Raw genomic sequence first — 24,615 nt, forward strand, 5'->3', positions numbered from 1 at the left:
AAAAATAATAGCCTACCCCAAATCGGGGTAGGCATCATTGCCAAACTTATTTAATTTATATCATTATATAATAAGTACAACATTTTTCAACTTTTTTAAGTTATGTAAGTATGCTTTTCATCGCTATTATAAATCCCGACAATTGTTGTAACTGTATATAAAAGGTGATTTCCTTTCCCATATTCACTTTCTCAAACGAAATGAGGGACTCAGCCATTATCTGCGCTGTCACACAGATGTTTTCTTCTGTAGGCTTTGGGGGTCATATTCATTTGCTGTACGAATACACGATTAAAATAGGAGGGATCGGTAAAACCACATTCACTGGAAATGCGATAGGCGGGATAGTTGGTTGTTTCCAATAATTTACAGGCATGCTCAATCTTTAATTTATTTACATAATCTATATATGAGACCCCTACTTCTTTTTTAAAGATGCGGCTGAAATATTGGGGATTCAAAAATACATAGGATGAGACCAATTGCAGGGGTAATTTTTGCTTAAAGTTATCGTGAATATATTTTATTGCTTTTTCAATAAAATATATCTGGTCGGTTTTTGGTTCCATAATTTCTTCGTCAATTTCTTCGTTGTCATGTATCTTGCATGTAGTTACAGTATTTAACAAATCATGAAATACCTGTTTGAAAATGGACGGTTTGATGGGTTTCAGCAAGTATTCCTGGACTCGGAGGCGAATTGCTGTTTGCGCATAGGAAAAGTCTGAATAGGCCGATAGAATCAAAACACATGCCTGGGGGAGGAATTTCCTTATCTCCTGCAGAGCCTGTAAGCCGTCCTTTTCAGGAATAAGTATATCCATCACTATGATGTCTGGCCGATACTGTTTGGCTAGTTTGACAGCCTGAATACCACTTTGACAAGTGATTATTTTATCTTTAGCGAGGAGTTCTTCGGCCACAATCGATTTAAGAAATTCCAATTCGAGTATTTCATCTTCCACTATTAAAACTACACTCATCACTATCGCCTCGCATTGGGTTTGGTGGGAATCGAGATGGTGACAGTACTTCCACTATAGTCTGATTTTATGATTTTCAACCCGTAACAATCTCCAAAATATCGTTTCAATCGTTTGTCCGTACTGCGAAAACCTATTCCTAGCTTATTTTCCGGTTGTTGCAAACTTTGTAAGACTTCTTTGGGAAAACCATTTCCATTATCCATAACAAAAATATTTATGTCATTTTTATATTTTTCTGCATAAATTTTTATCCTGCCTCCGTCCCTTTTAGGGGAAATGCCATGGATAAGAGCATTCTCAACAATAGGTTGTATAATCATATTGGGTATTCTATGGTGCTTAATATCATCTGCAATATTTATGTCATATTCCAGACGATTTTTAAATCTAACTTTCTGAATATAAAGGTATTTCTCTATATTATCCATCTCGTTTCCGATAGTGTGCAACTCGTCGTCTTGCTTTAAGTTATATCGCAATAAATCGGAAAGACAGTAAATGAGTTCTTCCGTTGTATGGGATTTTTCAAAATAGGCAATGCGTGCTATGGAGTTCAAGGTATTAAACAGGAAATGGGGGTTAACTACCAAAGACATATTTTTAGCTTCTAAGTCAAGAATCTTTTTTTCCAGCATTTCTTTTTCTATTGACAATCTTGCTATGGCCTTATCGGTATTATTGATGCTTTCAGAAAAGTCATAGGAGATATTTTTGGCAATATGGTTACAAAGTTGTTCATGAATATCAACTTTGTTTGCTTCTATTGTTTTTATCGCTGCAATTGATTTAGCAATAAATTCCGGTTCCAGTTTTTTATCCTTTGCTATTGCCATTATGTCAATCAGATATTTCTGATATTCACTATCCGGTGAATAAACCTGCGCTCCGACGACATACCCAATAGTTTGCTTGTTAACATCCACTGGCAAAAGAATGTTTGTAAGTCCGTACCGACAGGTGAATCGGTCTCCTTTACCTGATTTTAATCTAGAAATATAGTCCGAGCATATACGCTTATCATCTTCTTGGCAAACAAGTTTACAAAAATCGGGAGACGGGTTAAACTCAAGCAGAATATCGCCATTGGTATCGATCAGTTGTAAGGAAATATTGGATAGGGATAAGAATCCGCTATATCGAGAGTATAGATTGGAATTAACTAAATTTTTTAATGTTTTGTTAGTTTTGTTCATGTTTTCTCCAAAAATTCCTTTTCTCTGACTGATTGTATTAATTTCATAAAGTATTTACACAAATGCTGTGAATCCATCAAAAAAGAAGGCATCCGGGGCATGTGGCCAAATTCTTTAAGTTGCTGAGGACTAAAGAAAGAGAGGTCACGATTCAGATGTAACCTATTTTCGCCGATAAAAGTCGAATAAAACAGAATTTTATATTTTAATAATACAATACCCTTATAAAAATGTAAATAGGATAAGCCTTTAGTCCAGCATAACGGGCCATGAGCCGTGTACCATAAGCTAACTACCCCTAAGCAAAACATATACAAAAAGCCCAAGGCCCAAGACTCATGGCACACGGCTTATAAGCTAATGGCTAACAGCTAAAGGCTAACGACTATTTTCCTACTAACAATCACATTAATATAAAGGGGCTGCCTCATTTTTATTGAGGCAGCCCCTTTGTCGTATGGCCTGTTTAGTTGATTCTTATGCTTCTTTCTTGGCGGGGAGTATCATTTCTACGTCGCTGTGTGGACGGGGAATGACATGAACGGAAATTAGTTCGCCAACTCGCTGAGCAGCAGCAGCACCGGCATCGGTGGCTGCTTTTACAGCACCAACATCTCCTCTTACCATAACGGTTACCAGAGCACCACCGACTTTTTCATAACCAATCAGTTGAACATTAGCAGCTTTAACCATGGCATCTGCCGCTTCAATTGATCCTACCAGACCTTTGGTTTCAATTAATCCTAATGCATCAGATCTACTCATTTTTGTTTCCTCCTAAAATTTTATTTTACAATCGTTATTTTTGATGTTGATGTGAGATTCATAGCATTCGCTTCTTCTGTGTCGATATGAAACTCAAGAGCCGAGGTGTTGTTGGCTCTGATGACAACATTCGAGTAAGTTCCTCCCCGAAGTCCATCTACTCGGATGGTTACCGACTCTCCATCCTTTACACCTAAGTTTTTTGCATCTTCAAGGTTCATATGAATATGTCGCTGTGCAATCAAAAGGCCTTTGGAAAGAAGAATACTTCCTTTGGGGCCAATAAGAGTGATTCCCGGAGTTCCTTGCAGGTCTCCAGACAACCTCACCGGCGCAGTTAAGCCAAGTTTGAAACAATCTGCTTGGAGTATTTCTACCTGAGATTCGCTTCGCACTGGCCCAAGGATGCGAACTTTTTCTATAGCACCTTTGGGACCGGCTATGGTCAGGGTTTCCTTACATGCATATTGCATGGGTTGGGACAAATCCTTGATTTTTGTTAACTGGTAGCCCGCACCAAACAGGGTTTCCAAATCTGCTTGGGAAAGATGGATATGACGGTTAGATATTCCCACAGGTATGGAGTTGGCGTCCTTTTTAAAGTCACCCCCTTCTTTGATTGCTTCCAGCAGAAGCGCTGCTAAAGCGTCATATTTTCCCACTTTAGTTTTCACCTCTTTTTTTCAGTAACGCAATGACTTCATTCACAACATTCATAATCTGATCTTCACTGATGTCACTGGAGCTGCAACTCTGTGCCACGCAGGCTGAGGGAGTTGTGTTTTCGGCAAATTCTTTGATTCCATAGGCTACACGTTTTTTATTGATCAAATGCATGGGAGTTACATTATCGGAGGTTGCACTGCCGCCCCAGGTACCGCAACCCAGTGTAAAGGCCGGGGCTAGTCCGGTGCTTGCTCCCACACCGCCCTGGGTGGAAGGTGTGTTAACTAAGATTCTGAATACAGGCTTTGAAGCAAATTTCATAGCCATTTCAGGGTTTTCCGTATGAATGGAAAGGCTGTGACCCACACCACCATTTTTCAATAATTTGATGCATACATCACATGCTTCTTCCCAATCTTTTACGGTATAAAAGGCTAGCACAGTAGTTAACTTTTCGAAAGACAGGGGATAGTCTTTACCCACGCCCTTTTGTTCACCCAACAAAACCTTGGTTCCCGGGGGAATGGTTATGCCAGCACTTTCTGCTATAACTGCTGCGGATCTGCCTACAAATTTGGCATTCATGGCATGTCCACGGACAAACAGATTTTTAGCAACTTTGTCTGTTTCCGCAGGGGTCATGAAATAGCCACCCTGTCGTCTGAACTCTTCTATAACTTGATCACGCATACATTCTTCAACAATAACTGCTTGCTCGGATGCACATATGGTTCCGTTGTCAAAGGTTTTACTGGTAATAATATTTTTTACTGCTTTTTGTACATTGGCAGTTCTTTCTATATAGGCCGGAACGTTGCCCGGGCCTACACCCAGTGCTGGTTTTCCTGCGCTATAGGCAGCCTTTACCATGGCTGTCCCGCCGGTGGCAATAATCATGTCTACTTCATCGCATTTCATGAGTTCATTGGTTGCAGCCATTGAGGGTTTTGAGATACAACCAATAATATTGGCCGGGGCCCCGGCAGCTACTGCGGCATCATTCATCAGTCTGGCTGCTTGCAGCGTGCATTTCAGAGCTGAAGGATGCGGTGAAAATACAATCCCGTTACGGGATTTAATAGCAATGATAGATTTGTATATGGTTGTGGATGTGGGATTGGTTGAGGGAATAATGCCCATCAGCAATCCTACTGGTTCAGCAATTTCCACGACTTTGTTGACCTTATCGTCATTGATAACTCCGATGGTTTGCATGGGTTTGATGTATTCATATAGTTCTGTGGAAGCAAAATGGTTTTTGAAGGTTTTATCTTCTACTTTGCCAAATCCGGTTTCTTCCACCGCCAGTTTTGCCAGAGAAACGGCATTCTCCTCTGCTACTTTGACCATATTACGGATGATTTTATCAATCTGCTCGCAATCGAATTTCGCAAGTTCAGTTTGTGCCAATTTGGCCTGACGTGCAAGATTTCTGGTCTCTTGCAAGGATTGTAAATCATAATCAAAGTTTTCCAATTTACTATTCCTCCCTACGCTGTCTTACTTATTTTTACAGGCAGACAAGTTACTTTTCACTCCCCCGCTCGTAATATCCCTTTAGTTTCTGGATAAGTAATTCTTTGTTTGCTTTGGATATGGCCCTACCTGCTATGCCAAGTTCTTTATATTCCCTTGCTAGATTCCGAAGTTTTACCACGGAAAGGGATTTCAGGATGTCGACTATTTTTTCAAGGCCAAATTCCTGTACGAAAGCATCTATCTCCCCTTTATGGAGTTGCTTCAGTGTTATTTGTGCCGACTTAGTGCTTTCTTTTGTGGTCTTGGCCGGTTCTGTCGATTCTATTACTGTGTCCTGGCTTGTCAAGGGAGCTTTTATGTTGGTAGCTGGATCAGAGTCCGGAAGAGCCCTTGCTTTCTCCTGTTGTGGTACAGTTTTTGGTTGCTCCGGAGCGGGATTTGCCCTTACGACAACCATTTTTTCAATCTCATTATGCGGTCTAGGAATTACATGTTGAGAAACCAATGACAAGTAATCAAGCTTTTCAACTGCTGTTACAGCTGCTTCCACGGCGGCTTTAACAGCTCCCACATCACCGGTTACGGTAATTGTTACGAGTCCGCCACCTACAAAGGTTCTCTCCACAAGTTCCACTTGTGCCGTTTTAAGCATAACATCTGCACATTCAATAGCAGGAAGGAGTCCTCGTGTCTCAATTAGGCCAAGAGCCTGCATAGCTTACCCTCCTATTGTTGTGTCATAAGATCAGGCCAGTTTGCCGGGTAAGTTACGTAAAAGAGTTTAACATACTCAGACGAACTCCAGGTTACTTTGGAACCTTTGGGTACAAAGAGGACATCACCCTGGTGAGCGTGATAAGTCTCACCATTGATGGTGATGGACAGGCTTCCCTCGAGAATAATATCAATCTCTTCATAGCACAATTCCCACTCAAAGCTGGATTTTTCAATTGTTAAAAAACCTGCACTCATTTGGGAATCATCTTTACTGACCACTTCACGATAAGCTACGTTTGTACTGAGATCCCCCGTGTCAAAGGTCTCGTAGTTTACTGTCCTGCCGCGCACAATTTTCAGTCCACTTTTCGGTTCATAATCTGTACGGAAGGGAGTTGGGGCAGGGACACTTGCTAGGAGTTTATTGGCCAATACAGCTTTTACAACTTGATAGATCATATCTGGGTCAATCTCGTTTTCCCGGCTATCTTTCTTGGGCAGGCCACCGTCTTTACCAGTATGATTTCCTGCAGCAGATGATCCTGTTGCAAAATCCACACCCAGTTCCTTGGCTAAATCCTTAGCTGCCGGTGTAATGATGGTATGGCAGTCTACGCAGAATATTTTATGCCCCTTTTCTGCTGCTGCTTTTACCTCGTCTGCACAAACAAGTTTTTTCAAGGTAGCACCTCCTTTGGCAGAATATTGTATATGATCGTAATTTTAGTAGAGGGTTGTCCACAACTTGTCCGCCGGAGATGGAATTACTTCTATATCTACTAACAGACCATTTTCGAGAACGAGGGCTTTTCCGGCTTCAACAGCTGCTTGCACAGCGGCAACATCTCCGGTAAAGGTAAAGTAGGCTTTGCCGCCCAGTCCCCTACCCAAACGTAGTTCCAGAGCCTGTATGTCTGCAGCTTTGAGTGCCGCATCGGCTGCAATGATCATGGATGCCAGGGAAAAGGATTCCATAATCCCCAAAGCTCCAGTTCCATCCGGCATGGTCGTAGCTGTAATGGCCGGGAAAACGGCCTCATGGACATTGGGGAGGATAAAACTATCGATCAGGTATTCTCCCGCTGCTTCGATGCCTACGCTAATGGAGCTTTCTACGGCGGCAACATCTCCTTGTACGATGGCAATGTATTTCCCAGGACAGACAGACGTTGCACTGACTACTTCTACGTAGGCCGTTTTAAGCATCAGGTCTGCCGCATAAATTCCTCTTGCAACACTAGAAAGCTCAATCATACCTATTGCTCTATACATACGAACCCACCTTTATCTCAATAAAATTATCCGTGCACTCTACAACAGTACCATTGAGACTGGCGTGAACCGCAGCTCCGAGACTGTTGTCTGGAATTTTCCCAATCAGTTGCCCGGCTTTCACCTGGTCGCCTACGGCTACAACTGGTATTGCCGGTGCTCCAATGTGCTGTCGTAAAGCGATACGAATGGTTTCAGGTTGAAATTCGACTTCAGTCATGGGTGCCGGTTTATCGAAAGTCTTTAAGCCAATTTTAGCGACTAGACGTTTGCTTGGAATCAGGCGATATTCCCTGGCCGCCCGCGGATGGAATTCCACCTGTGTGGGCTGATATCTAATACCTTGTTCTGCCAGCTTTTTCTTATAAAAAATATTGACAGATTTCGGATGAAGATTAGCTGGACAGGAGAATAATTCGCAGGCATTACATTCACAACATAATTGGGCAATCTTTAGTTCATTTAAGTCCTCCAGATTGTAGTTTATAGCCCGCATGAGCTTATGTGGTTGTATATTGTGTCCCAGGAGATAGCGGGGGCACAAATCAGTACACATGCGACATTGCTCACAGGCGGTTTTGCCTATTACTCTTGCTTGCTCGATGCCCATGGATTTTTTACGAATGAGAAAATGATCTTTTTTAAGCAGCACATAACCTTTGTTTTTTTTGGTGACATACCCATCCACATTGTTCATGACAGAGCCCATCATGGGGCCGCCATCTATCACGGCATAATCATCCAGATTTTCCACGCCGCATTGTCTGAATACATCCCGGATGGCTACGCCCACAGGCACTTTAACGGTCATGCGGTGAGGAATATCCCCGGCAACGGTGAGGTAGGTTTCCGTAACAGGTTTGCCGGCCATGGCATGGTATATATTCAGTGCTGTTTCAGAATTGATGACCACGCAACCCACTTTCAGGGGTATGGATGCTTCCGGAACAACCCTTTTAGTTAGTTCATGAACAAGAACCTGTTCGTCACCAGCCGGATACATATCCCGGAGTTCCATTACTTCCATGTAATTTGCAAGTCCCAGAGCAGCAATTCTTTCTCGCAAGAGGACAACGACTTCTTTGTGTTTGCCCTTAATACCAATGATGGCTTTGCGAGCTTCAATATATCTTCCCGTTGCTTCTAGCCCTCTGATGATTTCATCAGGAAACTGTGCCATCAATTGCTGGTCCACCCTGAGCAGAGGTTCGCATTCAGCTCCATTAAGCAATATATACTCGGCTTTAGAAGTTAGTTTGGCGTGGGTTGGAAATCCAGCTCCTCCAGCCCCGATAATCCCTGCGTCCTTGATTATGTTCAGCAGATCCAACTTTTCCCACCTCCGGATTTCTTAAAACGTGCAGTCTTCGTCAATGATTCCTACAATGACGGCATCAATGGGTACATCGTCCCGATCCAGCATTTTGCGGGCCGAGCTACCAGTACAGACAAGCACTCGTTCCCCTATGCCGGCACCAATGGTATCAGCAGCTATCATGGAACGACCGGCGTCAATACCGCCGAGAACTTCCACCAACATAAATTTCAGTCCTCTGAGAGAATCGGCTTTTCTTGTTGCCCATATATTATCAATTACTTTTGCTGCTATCATAAGGCCTCACCTTTTCTTGCCGCATTCACCTTATCTTTTATCTCGTTTACAGCTGCTTCCACCGATGCTGTATCTCCGAAAATGGCAATCATAATCAGATTCTGCGGGCAATGACCTTTAATGTCTTCCACTACCACCCCAGCTGCTTTTTCAGCGATATCAGCAGCAAAAACCATATCAATCAACCGCCCCTGAACCAAACCAATAGCATCATAGTTCTCAATGGAGGTTGTTGAAGAGGAGCCTTTTCGTCTAAAGAGTATGTCCAACGTCCCCTTGGAAGGGGATTTTATAATTCGATACTCCATGTGCAAAAGTCACCTCTCAAAGGATTTCCTGTGTGCAGTTAAGTGCAATACCCAGAGGTGTTACAAACATGGGATTTTGCGGTTTATAAGTGGGAAGGTTGGTTTGTTTGGCGATAATATCTTCGATTCCTTCCAGACAACAGGTTCCACCTACCAGATAGATTTCTTTTACTTGATGTTTAGTTACGTGGCGACTGATAATAGATGAGACCTTTTCAATGACAGGTCGTAATACAGGAATCAATTCCCTATGGTTTTTGAAATCCCGCTTATATTGATCAGCTTGGTCAAAACTCAATTTATATGCACCGGCAATAACCAGAGAAAAGTGAGTGCCACCTGTAGCTTCATCGGCAACATAGATCACTTTGCCTTCTTTAAGGATGGAAATCCCCGTAGTGCCGCCACCAATATCGACAATGGCACCATCTTTAATCTTAAGTGCAGCATTGGCAGCCGTCGGTTCATCCAACAGGTTGGTAATTTCGAAACCTGCTCCCTGTACCACATGTTTAATAGCTCCTGAGTCAAGGCTAAAGGTGCCCGGAGGAAGCGCCGCTGCTGCATAAATCAGTTCTGTACCAAGTTTCTGTTCCAGTTCTTGTTTTAATTCTTTGACTATACGAATAGCACCAATATAGTCCACCACCATACCATCTTTAACCACACTGGCAAAACGGTAGGCACCGGCAACAGGCTGATAATTCTCATCAAGGACTGCCAGTACAATATAGGCTGTTCCCAGGTCAACACCGGTGTAATAAACCGAGGACTTATTCAATATAGGTTTTTTAATAACTTTCTCAAAATCACGTACAAGTTGATCGCAGTATTGAAAAGCTGAATTTACCCTTTGCATTTTTTTCCTCCCAGACACTTCCGCATCATCATGCAGAGTATGTTAATGATCAGATTGACCGCATCAATCAGGTCTTGCCGTGAACAGACTTGCTTCTCCTCGTTCCAATAGGTTTCCAAAATGGCCAGTTCGACATCCCGGAGAGAAGCGCGCAAGTGATTTAACAAAGCAATCTCTTTTCCATTTTCCAATCCCACGTGAAACTCACTGATCTCAACGTATTTTTCCAGATTCTCGGATCGTTTTATGATTTCTTCTTCTGACCATCCCCAGAATTGAATTTTGTCCGGGGCTTTCTGTTCCCGTTCAGCGTTTCGCACGTTTCGGAAGCATTTGCCCAGTGCCATGACTTCTTCTGACAGGACAGCGTCTCCAGAGCGTAAAATATCTGCGGCAATTAGGAGAAAATAAGCTTCTATGCGGTCCATTCTTCCACGCAATCTTAAGGCGCACCAGTTTTCCCGTGCCTGTGCCTGATTGGATTCGTTGGTATTTGATTTCTTGCCCTCACTACACTGAGCCTGTACCAGTTTGACTCGTTTGTCTACAAGAAATTGGCGGGCTCCTGGTGTAATCTTTGTATTTGGCTCCAGCACATAAGAATCAAAGGGTTCTGTTTTATATAAAGCCCGCAATTCTATTTCGGTGATGAATTTCACTACCTCACCCCACCCTTCCTGAAATCCCCTCTTACCAAATTTCCCATCGACTCATTGCTGAAGCGAAAAATACAGAGAATATATATATATTAAGAACCTCAATTTTTTTTAGATGATTCTTGTTGTCCAATTAAATAGTCTTTTAAAGCTTCTACACCCGTATTGTCTTTTAAAGAAATCCAAAAGTAAGGTTCTAAAACCCCTATTCTTTTTAACTGTTGAATACAAAGTTTGGCATTATGCGGAGCCAAATCAATCTTGTTAATCACTCCAATGACGGGACAATTAAAGGATTTCGCAAAACCCGGCGGATATACTTCAGTGAGTCTGGATTGATCAACAAGCATGAGCACATGGGACGCGGTTTGTGCTGTCGCAATCAGATATCTGTACATAGAAGCGTTTTCAATATATGAGCCCGGTGTGTCAATGGTATTTTTTCCATAAATAACATCCTGGGTTTTTTTTAATGGTCTGGCGGAATCATTTAAAACATTGGTCAGGCTGGATTTGCCAGATTGGGTTGGTCCAACCACCATGATTCGCTTTTTCATGTGCGTGTAATCTTGGCAGGCGTGAAGCCTAACAGTTTTTCCAAGGTGTCATTAATGGCAATCATAGCTGCTTCGACACTTGCCACATCTCCTGATATCACTAGGGATCCTGTAAAACGATCAAGAAAGCCTATCTCTACGTCTGATGTCTTGGTTGCAATATCAGCTGCTATAATTGCCGTCTCACAGGGAGTTAGGGTTGAAATTCCAATGGCTCCTGTTTCTTCAATTCCCAGACGTTCATATATGTCTTGTACGGGCGAAGCTATGATGTGCGCCAGAGTAACTTGCTTGCCCGGCACATATTCCTGGATGATACGTTTTCTGTCAAATTCATCTGCTGCACTCATAAAATCCCCCCGTCCGTTATATCTCTTTTAATGCCTGATGACTTCCACTTGTAAGTCATAACCTTTTATAAACTCTTCAATTTTATCCAACTCTTCTTCTTTGAAACTCAAATCTTCAGTAATGGCGTATTTCATGTCCAATTGCTTGTATTTGTTAATACCCAATTTATGATAAGGAAGCAAGTCAATGCCTAGAAAGTTTTTGTAGTACTTGAAGTCTTGTAGAAATTCCAGGGTTCTGCGAATAGTGTCTTCGCCATCATTTAATCCCCTGATAAGGGGCATCCTGACCTTGACATTAGACCCACGTCGTATAAGTTCCGTTAGGTTATCCAGAATGCGTTCATTGCGCACTCCCGTAAGTTCATAATGTCGATCAGAATCTATATGCTTAATATCATACAGAAACAAATCAGTAAACTGGGCTATCATAAGCAGGGAGTCCAGTTTTGCATATCCAGAAGTTTCAATGGCTGTGTGGATCCCCATTCTTTTACATTCCGTCAGCAGGTTGGTGGCAAATTCCGGCTGTGCCGTGACTTCGCCTCCCCCAAGAGTGACTCCTCCACCTGAACTGTGGTAGAAGAGCACATCTTGTTGGATGATTTCCAAGACTTCGGAAATGGTTTTATCCGAGCCGACAATGGACAGTGCCTGTTTAGGACAAGCTGTTTCACACTTTCGGCAGCCCACACAGTCAATGCTTCTGTTAACTTTATGCCTGGGGCTTTCTTCATCCAGGAAATAATGTAGTTGGACGGGACAAACATGAGTACAGTTACCACAGTTAATGCACAAATCTTCTTTGTACATGACTTGATATTTTCTTTCAAGTCCCTCGGGATTAGAACACCATTTGCATCTCAGGGGACACCCTTTGAAAAATATTAATGTTCTAACGCCCGGTCCATCATAGATGGAATATTTCTGGACATTGAAGATTCTCGCTTTTCTTTCTAAGATACTGCCAGTATCAGTAGTCATATTGTCCCCCTTGTTCGTCATTGTGAGGAGCGTAGCGACGTGGCAATCCAGAAAATCGTCCTACTGGATTGCTTCGCATACGCTCGCAATGACGGGTCGTTTTACCTTACTTAAAAATGCTCTAACACAGTTCTACTAATAATTTCATCCTGTACTTCCTTGCACAGCTCTACAAAGTATGCGCTATACCCAGCAACACGAATAATCAAGTCTCGATACTTGTCCGGTTCCAGTTGGGCTTTCTTCAAAACTTCATTATCAACATAGCTAAATTGCATCTGCCCATTGCCGAGAATGGATGCTGTTCTAAGCAAGGTAATTAGGCCATTTTCTCCTTCAGGCGTTTCCAAAATACCACGTAACAGTTTAAAGTTGTGCACCATACCAATATTCATGGACTCGTTGCTCAACTTACTAACTGATTTAATGATGGCTGTGGGTCCCAATTTATCTGCACCCTGTGTCGGGCTGATACCGTCTGACAGGGGGGCCCAGGCAAGCCTTCCGTTTGCTGACGCACCAGTAATTTCCCCGATAGGGGTGTTGTTGGAAATGGAAAGGGTTCCATGGGAAAAGTGCGAATACAACATTTTAAATGTGTTATGAACCCGTTCAGTCCAAGTGATAAGATCTGCTGCAATTTCATCAACATAGTCATCATCATTTCCGTATTTAGGTGCATTCAGGCAATCTGTCCGAATGGTTTCGTAGCCTTCAAAATTTGCATCCAAGGCGTCTCGGATTTGCTTTAAAGTATACTTCTTGTCATCAAAAACCAACTTTTTAATGGCCGCCATAGAATCAGCATAGGTTCCGAGACCTGAGAAGATAAGCCCGGGGCCACTATTGACAAGAGCTCCGCCGTGTGTAACATCGGTGCCTTTTTCCATACAACCCTCTACCAGCAGTGACATGAGTGGTTTGGGGGCAAGTTCTCTGTGAACCCGCTGGCTGATAATGGTACCGATGGCAGACATGCGGATAATATGTTCAATTTGTTTTTTGCAGGCAGCATCAAATTCTTCATAAGTCTTGAAATTGTCAAGATCTCCAGTGTCAATGCCTTGCAAAGTACCATGCCATTTCATGATGCCACGCCTAAGAACAAATTCTATGGCAATGGGCCATTGGGTATAACCAGTGGATGTCCACTGATAAATTCTGCCGGATTTTTGTGGTTCCACGCAACCCATGAGGCAATAATCCCGTGCATCTTCAATGCCAAAGCCCTTGGCCAACATCATTTTGATATGAGAATCATCAAAGTGGCAGGCAGGGAATCCAAGGCCAGCTTTAACAACATCTACGATTTTCTTTAAATATTTTTGTGGTGATTTGTTATGAATCCGGCAAGCCAGAGAAGGTTGATACATCTTGGTAAAACGAACGGCATCCATGATCAAATAAGTGAGATCATTGGTTGCATCGCCACCGGTTCTCTTCTGTCCTCCTACAGTGCAGTTGACAAAGGGTTGATAGCCGGCAAAATATTTTGCTCCCAGTTCACTGGACAGCCACATAACTTCAGAGCATTTAATAATAAAACAACTCAACAGTTCAAAGGCTTCCAGTTTGTTCATACGGCCAGCATCCATGTCGGCCTTGAACATGGGATAAATATATTGATCCAAGCGTCCCAGGGAGATACCGGTCTGGTTTTCTTCCACCACAAACAAGGATTCCAGTGTCCAGATAGACTGTAGTGCTTCATGGAAGGTACGGGGCGGATTAGCCGGTACATGAGTCAAAATATCGGAAATCTTGTAAAGTTCTTTCTGTCGATTTGCATCATGCTCTCTGGCAGCCAGTTCCCTTGCATAATCAGAAAGCCGTTTGGCATAAGCCAAAATGCCATCACAAGTCTCAATTTCTGCTTTATAGAAGTAAATCTTATCAATATCCTCAGGGTTTTCCATGGATAATTTGCTTAATCTTTCGACGGCTTCCTGTCTTACACCGTTAATGCCTTTTTTAATCAGGATAATATCATAACCTGGGCAGGTGTCGCCGCCGCCATTTACCTGATGGTAAGAAAGATCACTGACAAAAGCTTCGCCTGTAAATGACCATAGGCCTGCTTCTTCATATTGATTCTGACAAACTTCATCCAAACTCTTACCTTCCCAGTAGGGGAAAATCTCCTCCCGTAAAATCCGCTTGTCCTCTTCACTGATTTCAAAGGGATCCTGAGGTCTGGTAGACATGGTATCCAATTCATCCCGAATCCATCTCCAGGCAATATCCGGGGATACAGCGCCGGCTCTCGGTTTCCCGCAGGGATGTCCAACAATCAGTTCATCCTTTTGAATAACCAGGGGAGCTGTCTCGCAGGCTTTTCTAAAGCACTTGGCCCGCAGAAGAATCTTTGGTAAACCTGGGTTTTCTTTCGTCACTTGGGTGAAAGCTATGGCCCGATAGATACTGACACTGGGTTTAACCTTTAAATAATTTGCCCGTAGCCGTTCCAAACGCGGCGTTAGTCCTGTTATTTCTCCTTCATACACAGGAGATTTTTTCTCACTGGACGTTGCAGGACTGTTTGCGGACAGTTCCTTGGAAATGCCCTGGAACAGCTTCATGATGGCAGCTGTTTCTTCCGGGGACAAATTCTTTGTTGCATCCGCAAATTTATTGGAAAATTCTTTGATGTCCAACTTTCTTTCCTCCTTCTTACTTAATTCAGCAGGATAAGTTTCTAATTGATATCTTAAAATGATTTTTGATAGATACCGATCAGATCTTCTCTGGACGGTTTTCTAGGATTGGTGGGGGTACACCGATCATGGAGGGCTAGATCAACCATTTTGTCCAGTTCATTCTCAAATTTACTTTTATCAATTCCCAACTCTCGAATGCCCTTGGGAATGCCCAGGGATTTTTTCAAATCCTTGACGGCCTGCATGAAATTTATCGTTCCTTCCCGATACGTCCGAGCAGGCAGTTGCATCGCAGCGGCCAATTTTGCGTATTTTTCAGCTACATATCTACTGTCATTGCTGTTCAAATTAGCATTATATTCAATGACTGCGCTCAGTAGGAGCGCATTGGACCGTCCGTGGGAAATATGAAAAGTTGCTCCCAAAGCATGGGCTAAGCTGTGGTTGATCCCCAGACTCGCATTTGTAAAAGCCATACCCGCTAAGCAAGATGCCTTTTGAATACGTTCTCTGGCACAGGAATTGTTCGTGTCGTTGTATAAAGTCTTGAGATTCTCAAAAATTAATTGGACTGCCTTCTCCGCAAGGGCATCTGTACAAATGGTTGCCTCCGTAGAAACATAGGCCTCGATGGCATGTACCAAAGCATCTATACCAGTATCTGCCACCACAGGCTGGGGAACATGCTGGATACAAGTGGAATCAAGTATGGCTATATCCGGAGCCATCCACTCATCTACAATGCACACCTTTTCACCTTCCGCAGTAATGACGGAGAAATTAGTCACTTCAGATCCAGTACCACTTGTGGAAGGAATGGCAATAAATAGTGGTTTCTTGAATTCCTCCCCGGCGGCTTTTCTGAACTGCCACAAGGAATATATAATGCCCTTGGCAGCATCAATGACAGAGCCCCCACCCAAAGCAACGATGGTATCTGCTTGGGTTTCCAGGTATCTCTTCATACCTGCGGCAATGACTTTTACATCTGGGTCAGGGCGTACTTCCGTAAAAATAGTAGACTTTATCCCTGTTTCATTGAGATAATCTATAGTTTTTTGGAGGTAGCCTAACTTCTCCATAATAGAATCAGAAACAATAAACGCACAGGAGCCTTTGATTTCTTTGAGAAATTCCATGGATCCCTCATTAAAATAAATCTTGGGTTTAATGACAAATGTTTTCAATACCGCTGCCACCTCAATTGTACTTAAGTTGCTCAAGTAATTTTTCAAGCAACTCTTTCAAATCATGCGTGCTTTCAATGGAACTCTGATTGACGGAGCAACTCGTCCCGCTTGTTTCAGCAACTTCTGCCAGGTGCACACCATTGGTTATATCCTCCAACTGCCGCACACCATAGCCGACTTTTCGGATATTAATTAAGTTCATTGGCGAGACATTATCAGAAGTAAACCCACCACCTGCTGCGCCGCAACCCAAGGTTAATGCCGGAAAGAGATTGGTTGTCGCTCCAATACCCCCTAATGTGGCGGGAGTATTCACCAGCACTCTTGATACTGGTTTTTTTATGGCAAATTCTCGAATCACATTCTCATTATTCGAGTGAATAACCAAGGTATGTCCCCGACCCTCATTTACAAGCAATTCTATGCATTTTTCACAGGCATTCATCCAGTCCTTTTCTACGTAAAATGCCAGAACCGGGCAAAGTTTTTCTCTTGAATAAGGATTGGTGGGAGACACATATTTTTGTTCTGAAATCAATACTTTGGTATCTTCAGGAACACACAGGCCGATTCGCCGTGCCAACTCTATAGCCGATTTTCCGACAATTTCCGGATTTATACTGCCATCACGATGGAAAAAAAACTTACTGAGCCTTTCCGATTCCAAGACTGACAAGAAATAAGCTCCCTTTCTCCTAAGCTCTTGTCTTACTTCATCGGCAATACAGTCCTCTGCAACAATGGATTGTTCCGAAGCTGAGACAATTCCATTATCGAAGGTTCGGCTGGCAATAATATCTGCTACGGCCTTTTTTATGTCGGCTGAACGTTCAATAAAGGCGGGTCCGTTACCCGGGCCGCCATAAATGGTCGGTTTCCCGGAGGCATGCGCTGCCCTGACCATCTTGGGCACACCCGTAACCAGAATAAGCGATGTGTCTTTGTGGTTCATCAAGGCAACCGTACCGTCAGTGGCCAGTGTTCGCAAATATCCGATGGCGCCACTTGGCAATCCACTTGCTTCAGCCGCCCGTATCAGTATATCAAGCACTTTGCCAATGGTTTTTTTGGCCTTAGGATGAGGAGAAAAAACAATAGCATTACCTGATTTTATGGCAAGCAGCGCTTTATATATTGTAGTGGATGCAGGGTTGGTTGAAGGAGGCAGCGCGACAATCACTCCAACGGGTACGCCAATATCCATGGTTTTGTTTTCTTTGTCTTCGCCAATAATACCGACAACTTTCATGTCCCTGATTTTCTTATAGAGAAAATCACTGGCAAAAATATTTTTGACAAGCTTGTCCTGCCATTTACCAAATCCTGTTTCTTTGTGGGACATAATGGCAAGTTCTTTGGCCTGCTTATACACTGCTTCAGCCATATGACCAACAATTTTATCTAGTTTTTCCTGAGGAAAAGTTGCCAGTATCTTTTGTGCTTCCCGGGCGTTTTCCACAAGAATCCGAGCCTCTTGGACGGAGAGTAAATCATTGTCAATTCTATTCATATCTCAGTCACTCCCTCCTTTCCGCTGGCAGAATTAGGCTTAACAAATGCGTTGTTTAATAGTCAAGAGAGTATCTGGCGATAATCTTTTCTATATCCGGATGCGGCCTGGCAATAACAAGGGAGCTATAGATCTTCCCCACCTTGCTGGCTTCTTTGATACCCGCCTCTACAGCCGCTTTCACCGCTCCCACGTCACCACGAACCACGACGGAAATATAACCAGAAGCCACATTTTCATAACCAATCAATTCAACATCCGCAGCCTTGCACATGGCATCCGCAGCTTCTAGCACTGAAACCAAGCCAAAAGTTTCTATGAACCCCAATGCATCATTTTTCTCCACGCGGATTCTCCTTCCAAAATAGTCAATGTCTATTCCGCATCGATGTCATGTTTCGAAACAATCTTGCCTACCCGGCTGATGGGGCGCGGCATGACATGGGCGGCTGTCAGTTCGCCAATGGCTGCTGCCGCTGCTGCACCACTTTCTACAGCTGACCTCACTGCTGCCACATCGCCTTTAACCATGACCGTGACCAGCGTGGAACCTATATTTTATAGGAAACAAGAGTAACGTCAGCAGTTTTACACATGACATCCGCTGCATGAATTGCCGGGACCATACCTCTTGTTTCAATAAGGCCCAATGCTTCTTCTCCAAAGTATTCCATCGAAACAGCTCCTATTTTCGCATTACTCCACTAGTCAACCCACTTATTCAACTTCAGTCAGGAACCACTCGCAAATGCCGTCCCTGCCCCAAAAAAGAACTATGACTAATTGGGGATGTACTTGTTTATGGTTGCCGCTCCTTCTTCATGGGCGCGGTAATATACTTTCAGTTCTCCCTTTTCATCAAGCTCGTATCTTGTTTCCTCCAGGAGTCCATTGGCCTCACCTGTCATAATGGCTTCAATGACAGCTGGTTTTTTCAATGCTTTGAAATGGCCGTATTCACCTTTTAACGCTTCGATCACGTCGTCAGCACAGGCTTCCTTCACCTTTGTAAAATGCTTTAAAATAGCGTAATTCAGTGGTTTCATTGGCTTATGCCCCCTTCCTTCTGAATAGGTCTAAGGGATTCGTTGCAATGGTCAAAATACCGAACGCCATCACGATCGCGGCTGCCCATGCGATAGGCGGCAGAGTCCAGCCTTCCATACCGACAAATACGCCGAGCACCAGCCAGCAGAAAAACGGTCCCCAGAAGGAATAAGCGCCGTTACAGGCCATCCCGAGCGCAGCGCCGCACATGCTGTTACCCTTATACCATAGGCTGTAGGCGAATACGGCAAAAAAGCCGCTGACCACAAACCAAATGATGGCAGGTCCGCTGGTAACGGCTTGTACCACCAGTGAAGGAGCCAGGCCAATATTTCCCGCCAACATCGCCATAATCGGAACCAGGATAATCAGATTGGAAAGACCGGACGTGCTCTGACGGATGGTAATCCCAATCTCGTAGTCGATCATGGAAGTTCCGTAACCTGCAATACAGCCTTCCAGACCCCAGCAGAAGGCACAGATGAAAGCGATACAGATTCCGAGAAGTAGGTTTGGCGGCGCATCGGCACTCATGCTGGTGCTGCCGATCATCAGAGCAGCGGTGAAGCAGATTGCAATACCAAGCAGCATACGAGGAGTCAGCTTTTGCTTGAATAAGATTCTGGCCATGATTGCCCCGATGGCAGGACAAAGAGCAGTGATTGGAATTACGATAGAACCAGCCATTTGAAGGGCAACAACATATGCGGTGCTGGCAATCGGTCCTCCCAGCAGGGCGGCAAAGACCATCACTCTGCCCGGTTTTGTTTTCAGCGTCCTGAAGAAGTCGCCCAGCTTTCCTTTGAAAGCGGCAATCCCGATGCACCAAAGGGCACTGATGGTGTCGTTCAGCGCACTCCCCAGCGCCCCGAGCATGTACGTAATCACAAAGGCTGACAGAGCGGCATTATTTACACCATACCAGTCCGCCCAGACTCCATTCGCCATACCCAAGGTCAAAAATGCGGAATAAAGACCGTAAAACATGCCGGAAAGAATAGCGACGGTAACTCCCTTTTTAAAAAAATTAGATGATAGCTTTTTTTTCTCAGCAACCGCAGTTGCATTCGCAGAGGATAAAGTGTTGTTCATAGAAAAACTCCTTTTCATTTAGTTTTGATTAGGCCGCTGTTCCACTACTCACCATGATATATGAACCCCAATGCGTCATTTTTCTCTACGCGGATTCTCCTTCCAAAATAGTCAATGTCTATTCCGCATCGATGTCATGTTTCGAAACAATCTTGCCTACCCGGCTGATGGGGCGCGGCATGACATGGGCGGCTGTCAGTTCGCCAATGGCTGCTGCCGCTGCTGCACCACTTTCTACAGCTGACCTCACTGCTGCCACATCGCCTTTAACCATGACCGTGACCAGCGTGGAACCTATATTTTCATAGGAAACAAGAGTAACGTCAGCAGTTTTACACATGACATCCGCTGCATAAATTGCCGGGACCATACCTCTTGTTTCAATAAGGCCCAATGCTTCTTCTCCAAAGTATTCCATCGAAACAACTCCTCTTTCTATAGATCTTAGACTTCCAGGGATTGTCACTATTATCTTGTTTTCATCACCCGATAATTTGTTAGATAATTTGTACTTTTATAATATCGTATGTAGAAAGAATTTTTTTGAAAAATAAATATACATAATTAGCATTATTCTATCTAGAAAAATTTGGTTATTGTAATAAAATGACTTTTTTGTATAATTGGGATAGAACTTTAAAATTCACTAATGCACACTTTAATCAGATTTTGCCATAAAAAAAATAACAGATTAGGCTTCATGCCATATCTGTTATTTTTTCGCCTTTTTATATAGTACGAATACTATATCTATACATTATTTAATATCTAATATACATAGCACCTATTGCATAGATGTTTTTGAAGCACCTGTAACATTTACCCAAACAGGATTTGTAACTGCATAATGTCCTTTTCCGTCAACGGCAACAAAACTATACCATGTGTTCTTTGTTGGTTTTACATTTAATGTATACTTAACAGCATCTTTTGTATTATTAAACTCTTTTGATGCAATAACCTTACCTTCGCTGTAAACATCAATACGAGTTAAGCCATTGACAGCTTGAATTTCTGTATCTAATGTATATTGTCCGTCAGCTTTTACCTGCTGTGTTGAACCAAACATTGTATTTGGTGCTGGTGTAAAGATAGGTCCCATTGTTACATAAGCATGACCTTCTTTTAATGCTTTAAGGTAATTTTCAGTTGTAACATTACCATCAATGTAAGCATAAATTCTAATTATACCAGGATATAACCCTGATGTTACATCGTGCTGGTCTGAACCAGCGCTTAAATATTTTTTGATACCTTTATTCCAGTAACCCATTGCAGCATCTAATGCTAATTTATCCATATTTTTTGCATCTGTTAAGTTAATTGTTGACTGTAATTCAAGAAAATCAAAATCTTCACTACCCTTATCATAGCCACCCCTAACTCCAGCTCTGTTTTTAAAGAAACCATAATCTGAATAAGGATGGTTAACAACTACTAATGCACCCATATCATGTCCTGCTTTGATAATTTCCGCTGGTGTAAAGTTCGCTGAAATTGGGTCTTTTGTATAGTCCATACCTAAAATACCCCAATGTCCCCAACCTGGAGAAACTTCCATGCTGGAAATAAAGGGTCTATTTCCTTCTTTTGCTAGAGCAGCAAGTTTAGCATTATTTCCAACTGAATCATGGTCAGATACAATATTAAGATCCAACTTGGCAGCAATTTGAGCTTTATATAATTCTCCAATAGGTGTTGCGCCATCACCCTTATCTGAATGCTGATGATTATCTGCGCAATACCATTTTTTAGAAGCAGTATCTACTAAGGTAGGAATTACAAACTTTTGTGTAAAAGTTTCACCTGGTTTAATTGTTGCTGTAAACTCAACTGGTTGAGATTCATATTCACTTCCAAAAGTTGCTGTAAAAGTAACTGGTGTTTTAGGGGCAGCTACGTCAAATTCAGCTTTATGTGTTTTTGGATCTGAAAAGAATACAGTACCACCAAGAGATTTAACTGATGATTTAACCCCTGACACTTGAATTTTAAAGTCAATAGGTTCGTCCTTCTCATTTAAAGCTGTAATAACAGCCTTAGCTCCTTCCTTAACTGTAAAGTTTAAACTTGAATCTGCTGTTAAATTTACAGCTTGCGCATCTGAAGGAGTATATCCTTTAGCTTCAGCATAAATTTGATATTCATCTTTTGGTAATTTAAATTCAAAGTTACCTTTTTCATCTGTAAGTTCCCAAACCAAGGGTTGCATAATATCCTTTTTAACTATATCTGCTCCATGTGATTTTACAGTTTCTTTATATGTACCTTTTTTGTTTACAATTACATAAGCATTTTTTACAGCATTTCCCTTACTGTCTTTAACTGTACCTTTTACCGTGGCAGATTGAATTATTGTATCTTTTTCTATGCAACGTTCAATAATTGGTGTGGTTTCACCCTTATCGGAAACTAAAATTTCTCCTGTATAAACATAGGTTTTTCCTGGTTCGATTGTACGGTTAATGTAAACATCCTTATATCCACTTGAACCTTTATATGAATTTGCACCATCTAATTGTACGGAAACGGCATAATCTTTACCATAAGTTACAACAAAGTTTCCGAATTTTTCATTTACTTCTTTGTCGGCACCTATTCTAATACCTGTTGTTTTTTTGTCTGGATAGTATCCAAATGGACCAAACATGTTAGCTGCTAATGTACTGATGGAATAGCCACTATATAAGTTTTCATAGGAATCATTTCCTTGAGGATTTTCAACTGTTGTTTTTAATCCAATATAATTTTTACCATCTTCTAATGTATACTCAATGGTAACATTTAAAGGTAATTTATGTCCTGCTGTCCAATATCTTGTTTTAGCAGTAACAACGACTTTCTTGTTATCTTTTTTGTATGTAATATCTTTTGCTGGTACTTTTAGTAAATTTTCATTATTAAATGAGCCTGTAGCTGTCCAAAAATCATTTAAGAACTCAATATCGTTAACTAAATCGACTCCGAATTTTCCATTTTTCATAACGGCAACGTCAAGGATACTTCCATTTGTCATATTCCAGTAGTTATTTGTTCCCACCGCAAATGAAGCTGCAATTTTATCATTGTAGATTGTGAAATCATCTTTGTGCATAGCCATACCTTGATCAATTGGTGTAGGACCATTAATAATTCCAACCTCTGCCATAGCTGGTGTAGCTAATAACACTAAACACAATGCACAAACACTAAATAATGCAAATAATTTTGTTTTCTTAAAATTCATAGCTATACCCCTCCCGTTTAATTATTTGACAATTCGTTAATTTATAATATCGTATACGAAAACGTTTTTTTTGAAAAATCAATATATAAATAAGGATTATTATATCTTAGTAAAATTAGCCATTGTACTAAAGAGATTTTTTTGGAAAATTAATACAAAATTGACATTGTTAAATCTTATTGAAATTGGTTATTGTACTAAAGATATTTTTTAAAAAATCGAGACTAGTTTCTCTTTCCAAGTTGAGCTATCTCTAACGTAAAAAGCTGTCCCTATAATAATACAGTGGCTGAAACAACCTTCAAAATATAAATCCAATGCAGGGTTAGTCCTAATATGTCAGCCCATGCATTGATTTTGTTATTTTTTTTTGCTAAAGTATATTAACAATAATCCTAAAATCCAAGTTAGTATTCTTGGTGGAGTTATATATGAGAATGGAAGAATTAGTCCAAGAAAAGCTGTGCCAGGCTTTTCACGATGAAAGCATTGTATTCGACAAATCCCGCTTTGCCGGGGGACTTACCAATTACAACTACATAATGAACATTAAGGGCATCGAATATGTTGTTAGACAACCCGGTGGCATGACGGAACAGATTATTGATCGGAAAATTGAAAGGGTCAATAATAATATTGCCTCAGAGTTCGGCGTGAACTCTGATTGCATTTACTTTGACGAAAATAGCGGAGTCAAAATAAGCATACACATAAAAAATAGCCAAAACATGGCTCAGGCTGATCCTAGTTCCCCACAAAACCTGGAATCTGTTTCCGATATAATGAAAAAAATACATTCATTCCCAAAACATTTTTTAAACTGTTTTGATTGGCAAACAGAATTGTCTAAATACGAACGGATTATCCAACAACAACGTGGCGACTTTTTCTTTGATTACACAACCCTAAAGGAACAATTAATCACTTTTGTCCAAAAAAACATTAAAAGTACAATCTTAGCCCCCTGTCACAATGACACAGTACCTGAAAACTTTATTATTGACGACACCGGCAGAACATATCTTATAGACTGGGAATATTCTGGAATGAACGATCCCTGTTGGGATGTGGCAGCCTACATTCTTGAATCCAAACTATCAGTAGAAGCTATCAACCATTTAATTCAGAGCTACTTCAGCCATCCACTGACCCCTACGGAAGAATTAAAAATAAAAAGCTTTATGATGGCACAAGATTTACTCTGGACAGCCTGGGCTTTAATCAGACATTACAATGGCGATGACTTTCTTGAATACTGCTGTATTAGATATGAACGCTTTCGGAAAAACATCAAAGCAATGACCAAATCACCCCATTGTTCCATTGCCAACATGGTCATGAGTTAAACCTCCTTTTTTCTTAGCTAGATTCTTGGCTGCTAGACCAACCGACAAATTGGCTGACGCCATACCCTAAAGGGCATGAGGGCTTTTGGCGTCAGTTTTAGTTTACCCCTTATAGATATCAGAAAGTTATATATTCTCTGATG

Annotated in this window: 25 protein-coding genes and 1 pseudogene; 1 reads left to right on the forward strand and 25 read right to left on the reverse strand. The window is 41.9% G+C overall.

The annotated features are described in order from the left end of the window. Positions 1–209: 209 nt before the first annotated feature. From DRED_RS17330 to DRED_RS17455, 25 genes and pseudogenes are all read right to left on the reverse strand, one after another. Positions 210–983 (reverse strand): response regulator transcription factor, encoded by a 774-nt coding sequence (locus tag DRED_RS17330; RefSeq protein ID WP_011879547.1) that lies wholly within the window; start codon positions 981–983, stop codon positions 210–212. Positions 984–985: 2 nt separating this feature from the next. Beyond that, positions 986–2,179, reverse strand: coding sequence for a histidine kinase (locus DRED_RS17335; RefSeq protein WP_011879548.1), 1,194 nt, complete (start codon positions 2,177–2,179; stop codon positions 986–988). 477 nt (positions 2,180–2,656) lie between these two features. Beyond that, complete coding sequence (gene eutM / locus DRED_RS17345) at positions 2,657–2,944, reverse strand: ethanolamine utilization microcompartment protein EutM (protein ID WP_011879549.1); 288 nt, start codon at positions 2,942–2,944, stop codon at positions 2,657–2,659. Positions 2,945–2,964: 20 nt separating this feature from the next. Further along, positions 2,965–3,606, reverse strand: a complete 642-nt coding sequence (locus DRED_RS17350) for a phosphate propanoyltransferase (protein ID WP_011879550.1) — start codon at positions 3,604–3,606, stop codon at positions 2,965–2,967. A 1-nt stretch (position 3,607) separates the two neighbouring features. After that, on the reverse strand, positions 3,608–5,086 hold the full coding sequence (locus DRED_RS17355; protein WP_011879551.1) for an acetaldehyde dehydrogenase (acetylating): 1,479 nt from the start codon (positions 5,084–5,086) through the stop codon (positions 3,608–3,610). Positions 5,087–5,135: 49 nt separating this feature from the next. After that, entirely contained in the window at positions 5,136–5,804 is a 669-nt protein-coding gene (locus DRED_RS17360; RefSeq protein ID WP_011879552.1) for a BMC domain-containing protein, read from the reverse strand. 11 nt (positions 5,805–5,815) lie between these two features. Next, positions 5,816–6,487 carry a cupin domain-containing protein gene (locus DRED_RS17365; RefSeq protein ID WP_011879553.1) on the reverse strand — a complete coding sequence of 224 codons (672 nt, stop codon included), beginning with the start codon at positions 6,485–6,487 and terminating at the stop codon, positions 5,816–5,818. Between the two features lie 42 nt (positions 6,488–6,529). After that, positions 6,530–7,078, reverse strand: coding sequence for a BMC domain-containing protein (locus DRED_RS17370; protein WP_011879554.1), 549 nt, complete (start codon positions 7,076–7,078; stop codon positions 6,530–6,532). Beyond that, on the reverse strand, positions 7,071–8,408 hold the full coding sequence (locus tag DRED_RS17375; protein WP_011879555.1) for a 4Fe-4S dicluster domain-containing protein: 1,338 nt from the start codon (positions 8,406–8,408) through the stop codon (positions 7,071–7,073). Before DRED_RS17375 ends, DRED_RS17370 begins: the two co-directional genes overlap by 8 nt. 21 nt (positions 8,409–8,429) lie before the next feature. Then, positions 8,430–8,690: a EutN/CcmL family microcompartment protein gene (locus tag DRED_RS17380; RefSeq protein WP_011879556.1), complete on the reverse strand. Its 261-nt coding sequence runs from the start codon at positions 8,688–8,690 to the stop codon at positions 8,430–8,432. Then, positions 8,687–8,998, reverse strand: a complete 312-nt coding sequence (locus DRED_RS17385; RefSeq protein ID WP_011879557.1) for a BMC domain-containing protein — start codon at positions 8,996–8,998, stop codon at positions 8,687–8,689. Before DRED_RS17385 ends, DRED_RS17380 begins: the two co-directional genes overlap by 4 nt. A gap of 16 nt (positions 8,999–9,014) precedes the next feature. Beyond that, complete coding sequence (eutJ, locus tag DRED_RS17390; protein ID WP_011879558.1) at positions 9,015–9,857, reverse strand: ethanolamine utilization protein EutJ; 843 nt, start codon at positions 9,855–9,857, stop codon at positions 9,015–9,017. Next, positions 9,845–10,516: a hypothetical protein gene (locus tag DRED_RS17395; RefSeq protein WP_011879559.1), complete on the reverse strand. Its 672-nt coding sequence runs from the start codon at positions 10,514–10,516 to the stop codon at positions 9,845–9,847. Before DRED_RS17395 ends, eutJ begins: the two co-directional genes overlap by 13 nt. A 98-nt stretch (positions 10,517–10,614) precedes the next feature. Next, complete coding sequence (locus tag DRED_RS17400; protein WP_011879560.1) at positions 10,615–11,070, reverse strand: EutP/PduV family microcompartment system protein; 456 nt, start codon at positions 11,068–11,070, stop codon at positions 10,615–10,617. Further along, a complete protein-coding gene (gene eutS / locus DRED_RS17405) occupies positions 11,067–11,420 on the reverse strand; it encodes an ethanolamine utilization microcompartment protein EutS (protein WP_011879561.1) in 354 nt (117 codons plus the stop codon). The genes DRED_RS17400 and eutS overlap by 4 nt, the downstream gene beginning before the upstream one ends. 27 nt (positions 11,421–11,447) lie before the next feature. After that, positions 11,448–12,404 carry a choline TMA-lyase-activating enzyme gene (cutD, locus tag DRED_RS17410; RefSeq protein ID WP_011879562.1) on the reverse strand — a complete coding sequence of 319 codons (957 nt, stop codon included), beginning with the start codon at positions 12,402–12,404 and terminating at the stop codon, positions 11,448–11,450. Positions 12,405–12,514: 110 nt separating this feature from the next. Then, positions 12,515–15,058, reverse strand: a complete 2,544-nt coding sequence (cutC, locus tag DRED_RS17415) for a choline trimethylamine-lyase (RefSeq protein WP_011879563.1) — start codon at positions 15,056–15,058, stop codon at positions 12,515–12,517. A 53-nt stretch (positions 15,059–15,111) separates the two neighbouring features. Beyond that, on the reverse strand, positions 15,112–16,248 hold the full coding sequence (locus tag DRED_RS17420) for a 1-propanol dehydrogenase PduQ (RefSeq protein WP_011879564.1): 1,137 nt from the start codon (positions 16,246–16,248) through the stop codon (positions 15,112–15,114). Positions 16,249–16,261: 13 nt separating this feature from the next. Continuing rightward, a complete protein-coding gene (locus DRED_RS17425) occupies positions 16,262–17,761 on the reverse strand; it encodes an acetaldehyde dehydrogenase (acetylating) (RefSeq protein WP_011879565.1) in 1,500 nt (499 codons plus the stop codon). Positions 17,762–17,816: 55 nt separating this feature from the next. Further along, complete coding sequence (locus DRED_RS17430; protein ID WP_011879566.1) at positions 17,817–18,107, reverse strand: BMC domain-containing protein; 291 nt, start codon at positions 18,105–18,107, stop codon at positions 17,817–17,819. A 29-nt stretch (positions 18,108–18,136) separates the two neighbouring features. Next, positions 18,137–18,435: pseudogene (locus DRED_RS17435) on the reverse strand (BMC domain-containing protein). 105 nt (positions 18,436–18,540) lie between these two features. Further along, positions 18,541–18,807, reverse strand: a complete 267-nt coding sequence (locus DRED_RS17440; RefSeq protein WP_011879569.1) for a hypothetical protein — start codon at positions 18,805–18,807, stop codon at positions 18,541–18,543. 4 nt (positions 18,808–18,811) lie between these two features. Further along, the gene (locus tag DRED_RS17445) at positions 18,812–19,900 is read right to left on the reverse strand and encodes a membrane protein (protein WP_011879570.1); all 1,089 of its coding nucleotides are present in this window, start codon (positions 19,898–19,900) and stop codon (positions 18,812–18,814) included. 118 nt (positions 19,901–20,018) lie between these two features. Further along, on the reverse strand, positions 20,019–20,318 hold the full coding sequence (locus DRED_RS17450) for a BMC domain-containing protein (protein ID WP_011879571.1): 300 nt from the start codon (positions 20,316–20,318) through the stop codon (positions 20,019–20,021). 366 nt (positions 20,319–20,684) lie between these two features. After that, complete coding sequence (locus DRED_RS17455; protein WP_011879572.1) at positions 20,685–23,126, reverse strand: CehA/McbA family metallohydrolase; 2,442 nt, start codon at positions 23,124–23,126, stop codon at positions 20,685–20,687. A gap of 431 nt (positions 23,127–23,557) precedes the next feature. Between DRED_RS17455 and DRED_RS17460 the strand changes: the two genes are divergently transcribed. Beyond that, a complete protein-coding gene (locus DRED_RS17460) occupies positions 23,558–24,472 on the forward strand; it encodes a choline kinase family protein (protein ID WP_011879573.1) in 915 nt (304 codons plus the stop codon). Positions 24,473–24,615 lie beyond the last annotated feature (143 nt).

Source organism: Desulforamulus reducens MI-1 (assembly GCF_000016165.1).
Classification (GTDB): Bacteria; Bacillota; Desulfotomaculia; order Desulfotomaculales; family Desulfotomaculaceae; genus Desulfotomaculum; species Desulfotomaculum reducens.

What these genes read in the sequence shown, in the direction of transcription:
- DRED_RS17425 (WP_011879565.1), bottom strand. Translation starts at nt 17,761, where the DNA reads ATGAATAGAATTGACAATGATTTACTCTCCGTCCAAGAGGCTCGGATT.
- DRED_RS17335 (WP_011879548.1), bottom strand. Translation starts at nt 2,179, where the DNA reads ATGAACAAAACTAACAAAACATTAAAAAATTTAGTTAATTCCAATCTA.
- DRED_RS17385 (WP_011879557.1), bottom strand. Translation starts at nt 8,998, where the DNA reads ATGGAGTATCGAATTATAAAATCCCCTTCCAAGGGGACGTTGGACATA.
- DRED_RS17450 (WP_011879571.1), bottom strand. Translation starts at nt 20,318, where the DNA reads ATGGAATACTTTGGAGAAGAAGCATTGGGCCTTATTGAAACAAGAGGT.
- DRED_RS17380 (WP_011879556.1), bottom strand. Translation starts at nt 8,690, where the DNA reads ATGATAGCAGCAAAAGTAATTGATAATATATGGGCAACAAGAAAAGCC.
- DRED_RS17455 (WP_011879572.1), bottom strand. Translation starts at nt 23,126, where the DNA reads ATGAATTTTAAGAAAACAAAATTATTTGCATTATTTAGTGTTTGTGCA.
- DRED_RS17445 (WP_011879570.1), bottom strand. Translation starts at nt 19,900, where the DNA reads ATGAACAACACTTTATCCTCTGCGAATGCAACTGCGGTTGCTGAGAAA.
- DRED_RS17330 (WP_011879547.1), bottom strand. Translation starts at nt 983, where the DNA reads ATGAGTGTAGTTTTAATAGTGGAAGATGAAATACTCGAATTGGAATTT.
- eutJ (WP_011879558.1), bottom strand. Translation starts at nt 9,857, where the DNA reads ATGCAAAGGGTAAATTCAGCTTTTCAATACTGCGATCAACTTGTACGT.
- eutM (WP_011879549.1), bottom strand. Translation starts at nt 2,944, where the DNA reads ATGAGTAGATCTGATGCATTAGGATTAATTGAAACCAAAGGTCTGGTA.
- cutD (WP_011879562.1), bottom strand. Translation starts at nt 12,404, where the DNA reads ATGACTACTGATACTGGCAGTATCTTAGAAAGAAAAGCGAGAATCTTC.
- DRED_RS17400 (WP_011879560.1), bottom strand. Translation starts at nt 11,070, where the DNA reads ATGAAAAAGCGAATCATGGTGGTTGGACCAACCCAATCTGGCAAATCC.
- DRED_RS17460 (WP_011879573.1), top strand. Translation starts at nt 23,558, where the DNA reads ATGAGAATGGAAGAATTAGTCCAAGAAAAGCTGTGCCAGGCTTTTCAC.
- eutS (WP_011879561.1), bottom strand. Translation starts at nt 11,420, where the DNA reads ATGAGTGCAGCAGATGAATTTGACAGAAAACGTATCATCCAGGAATAT.
- DRED_RS17370 (WP_011879554.1), bottom strand. Translation starts at nt 7,078, where the DNA reads ATGTATAGAGCAATAGGTATGATTGAGCTTTCTAGTGTTGCAAGAGGA.
- DRED_RS17440 (WP_011879569.1), bottom strand. Translation starts at nt 18,807, where the DNA reads ATGAAACCACTGAATTACGCTATTTTAAAGCATTTTACAAAGGTGAAG.
- DRED_RS17360 (WP_011879552.1), bottom strand. Translation starts at nt 5,804, where the DNA reads ATGCAGGCTCTTGGCCTAATTGAGACACGAGGACTCCTTCCTGCTATT.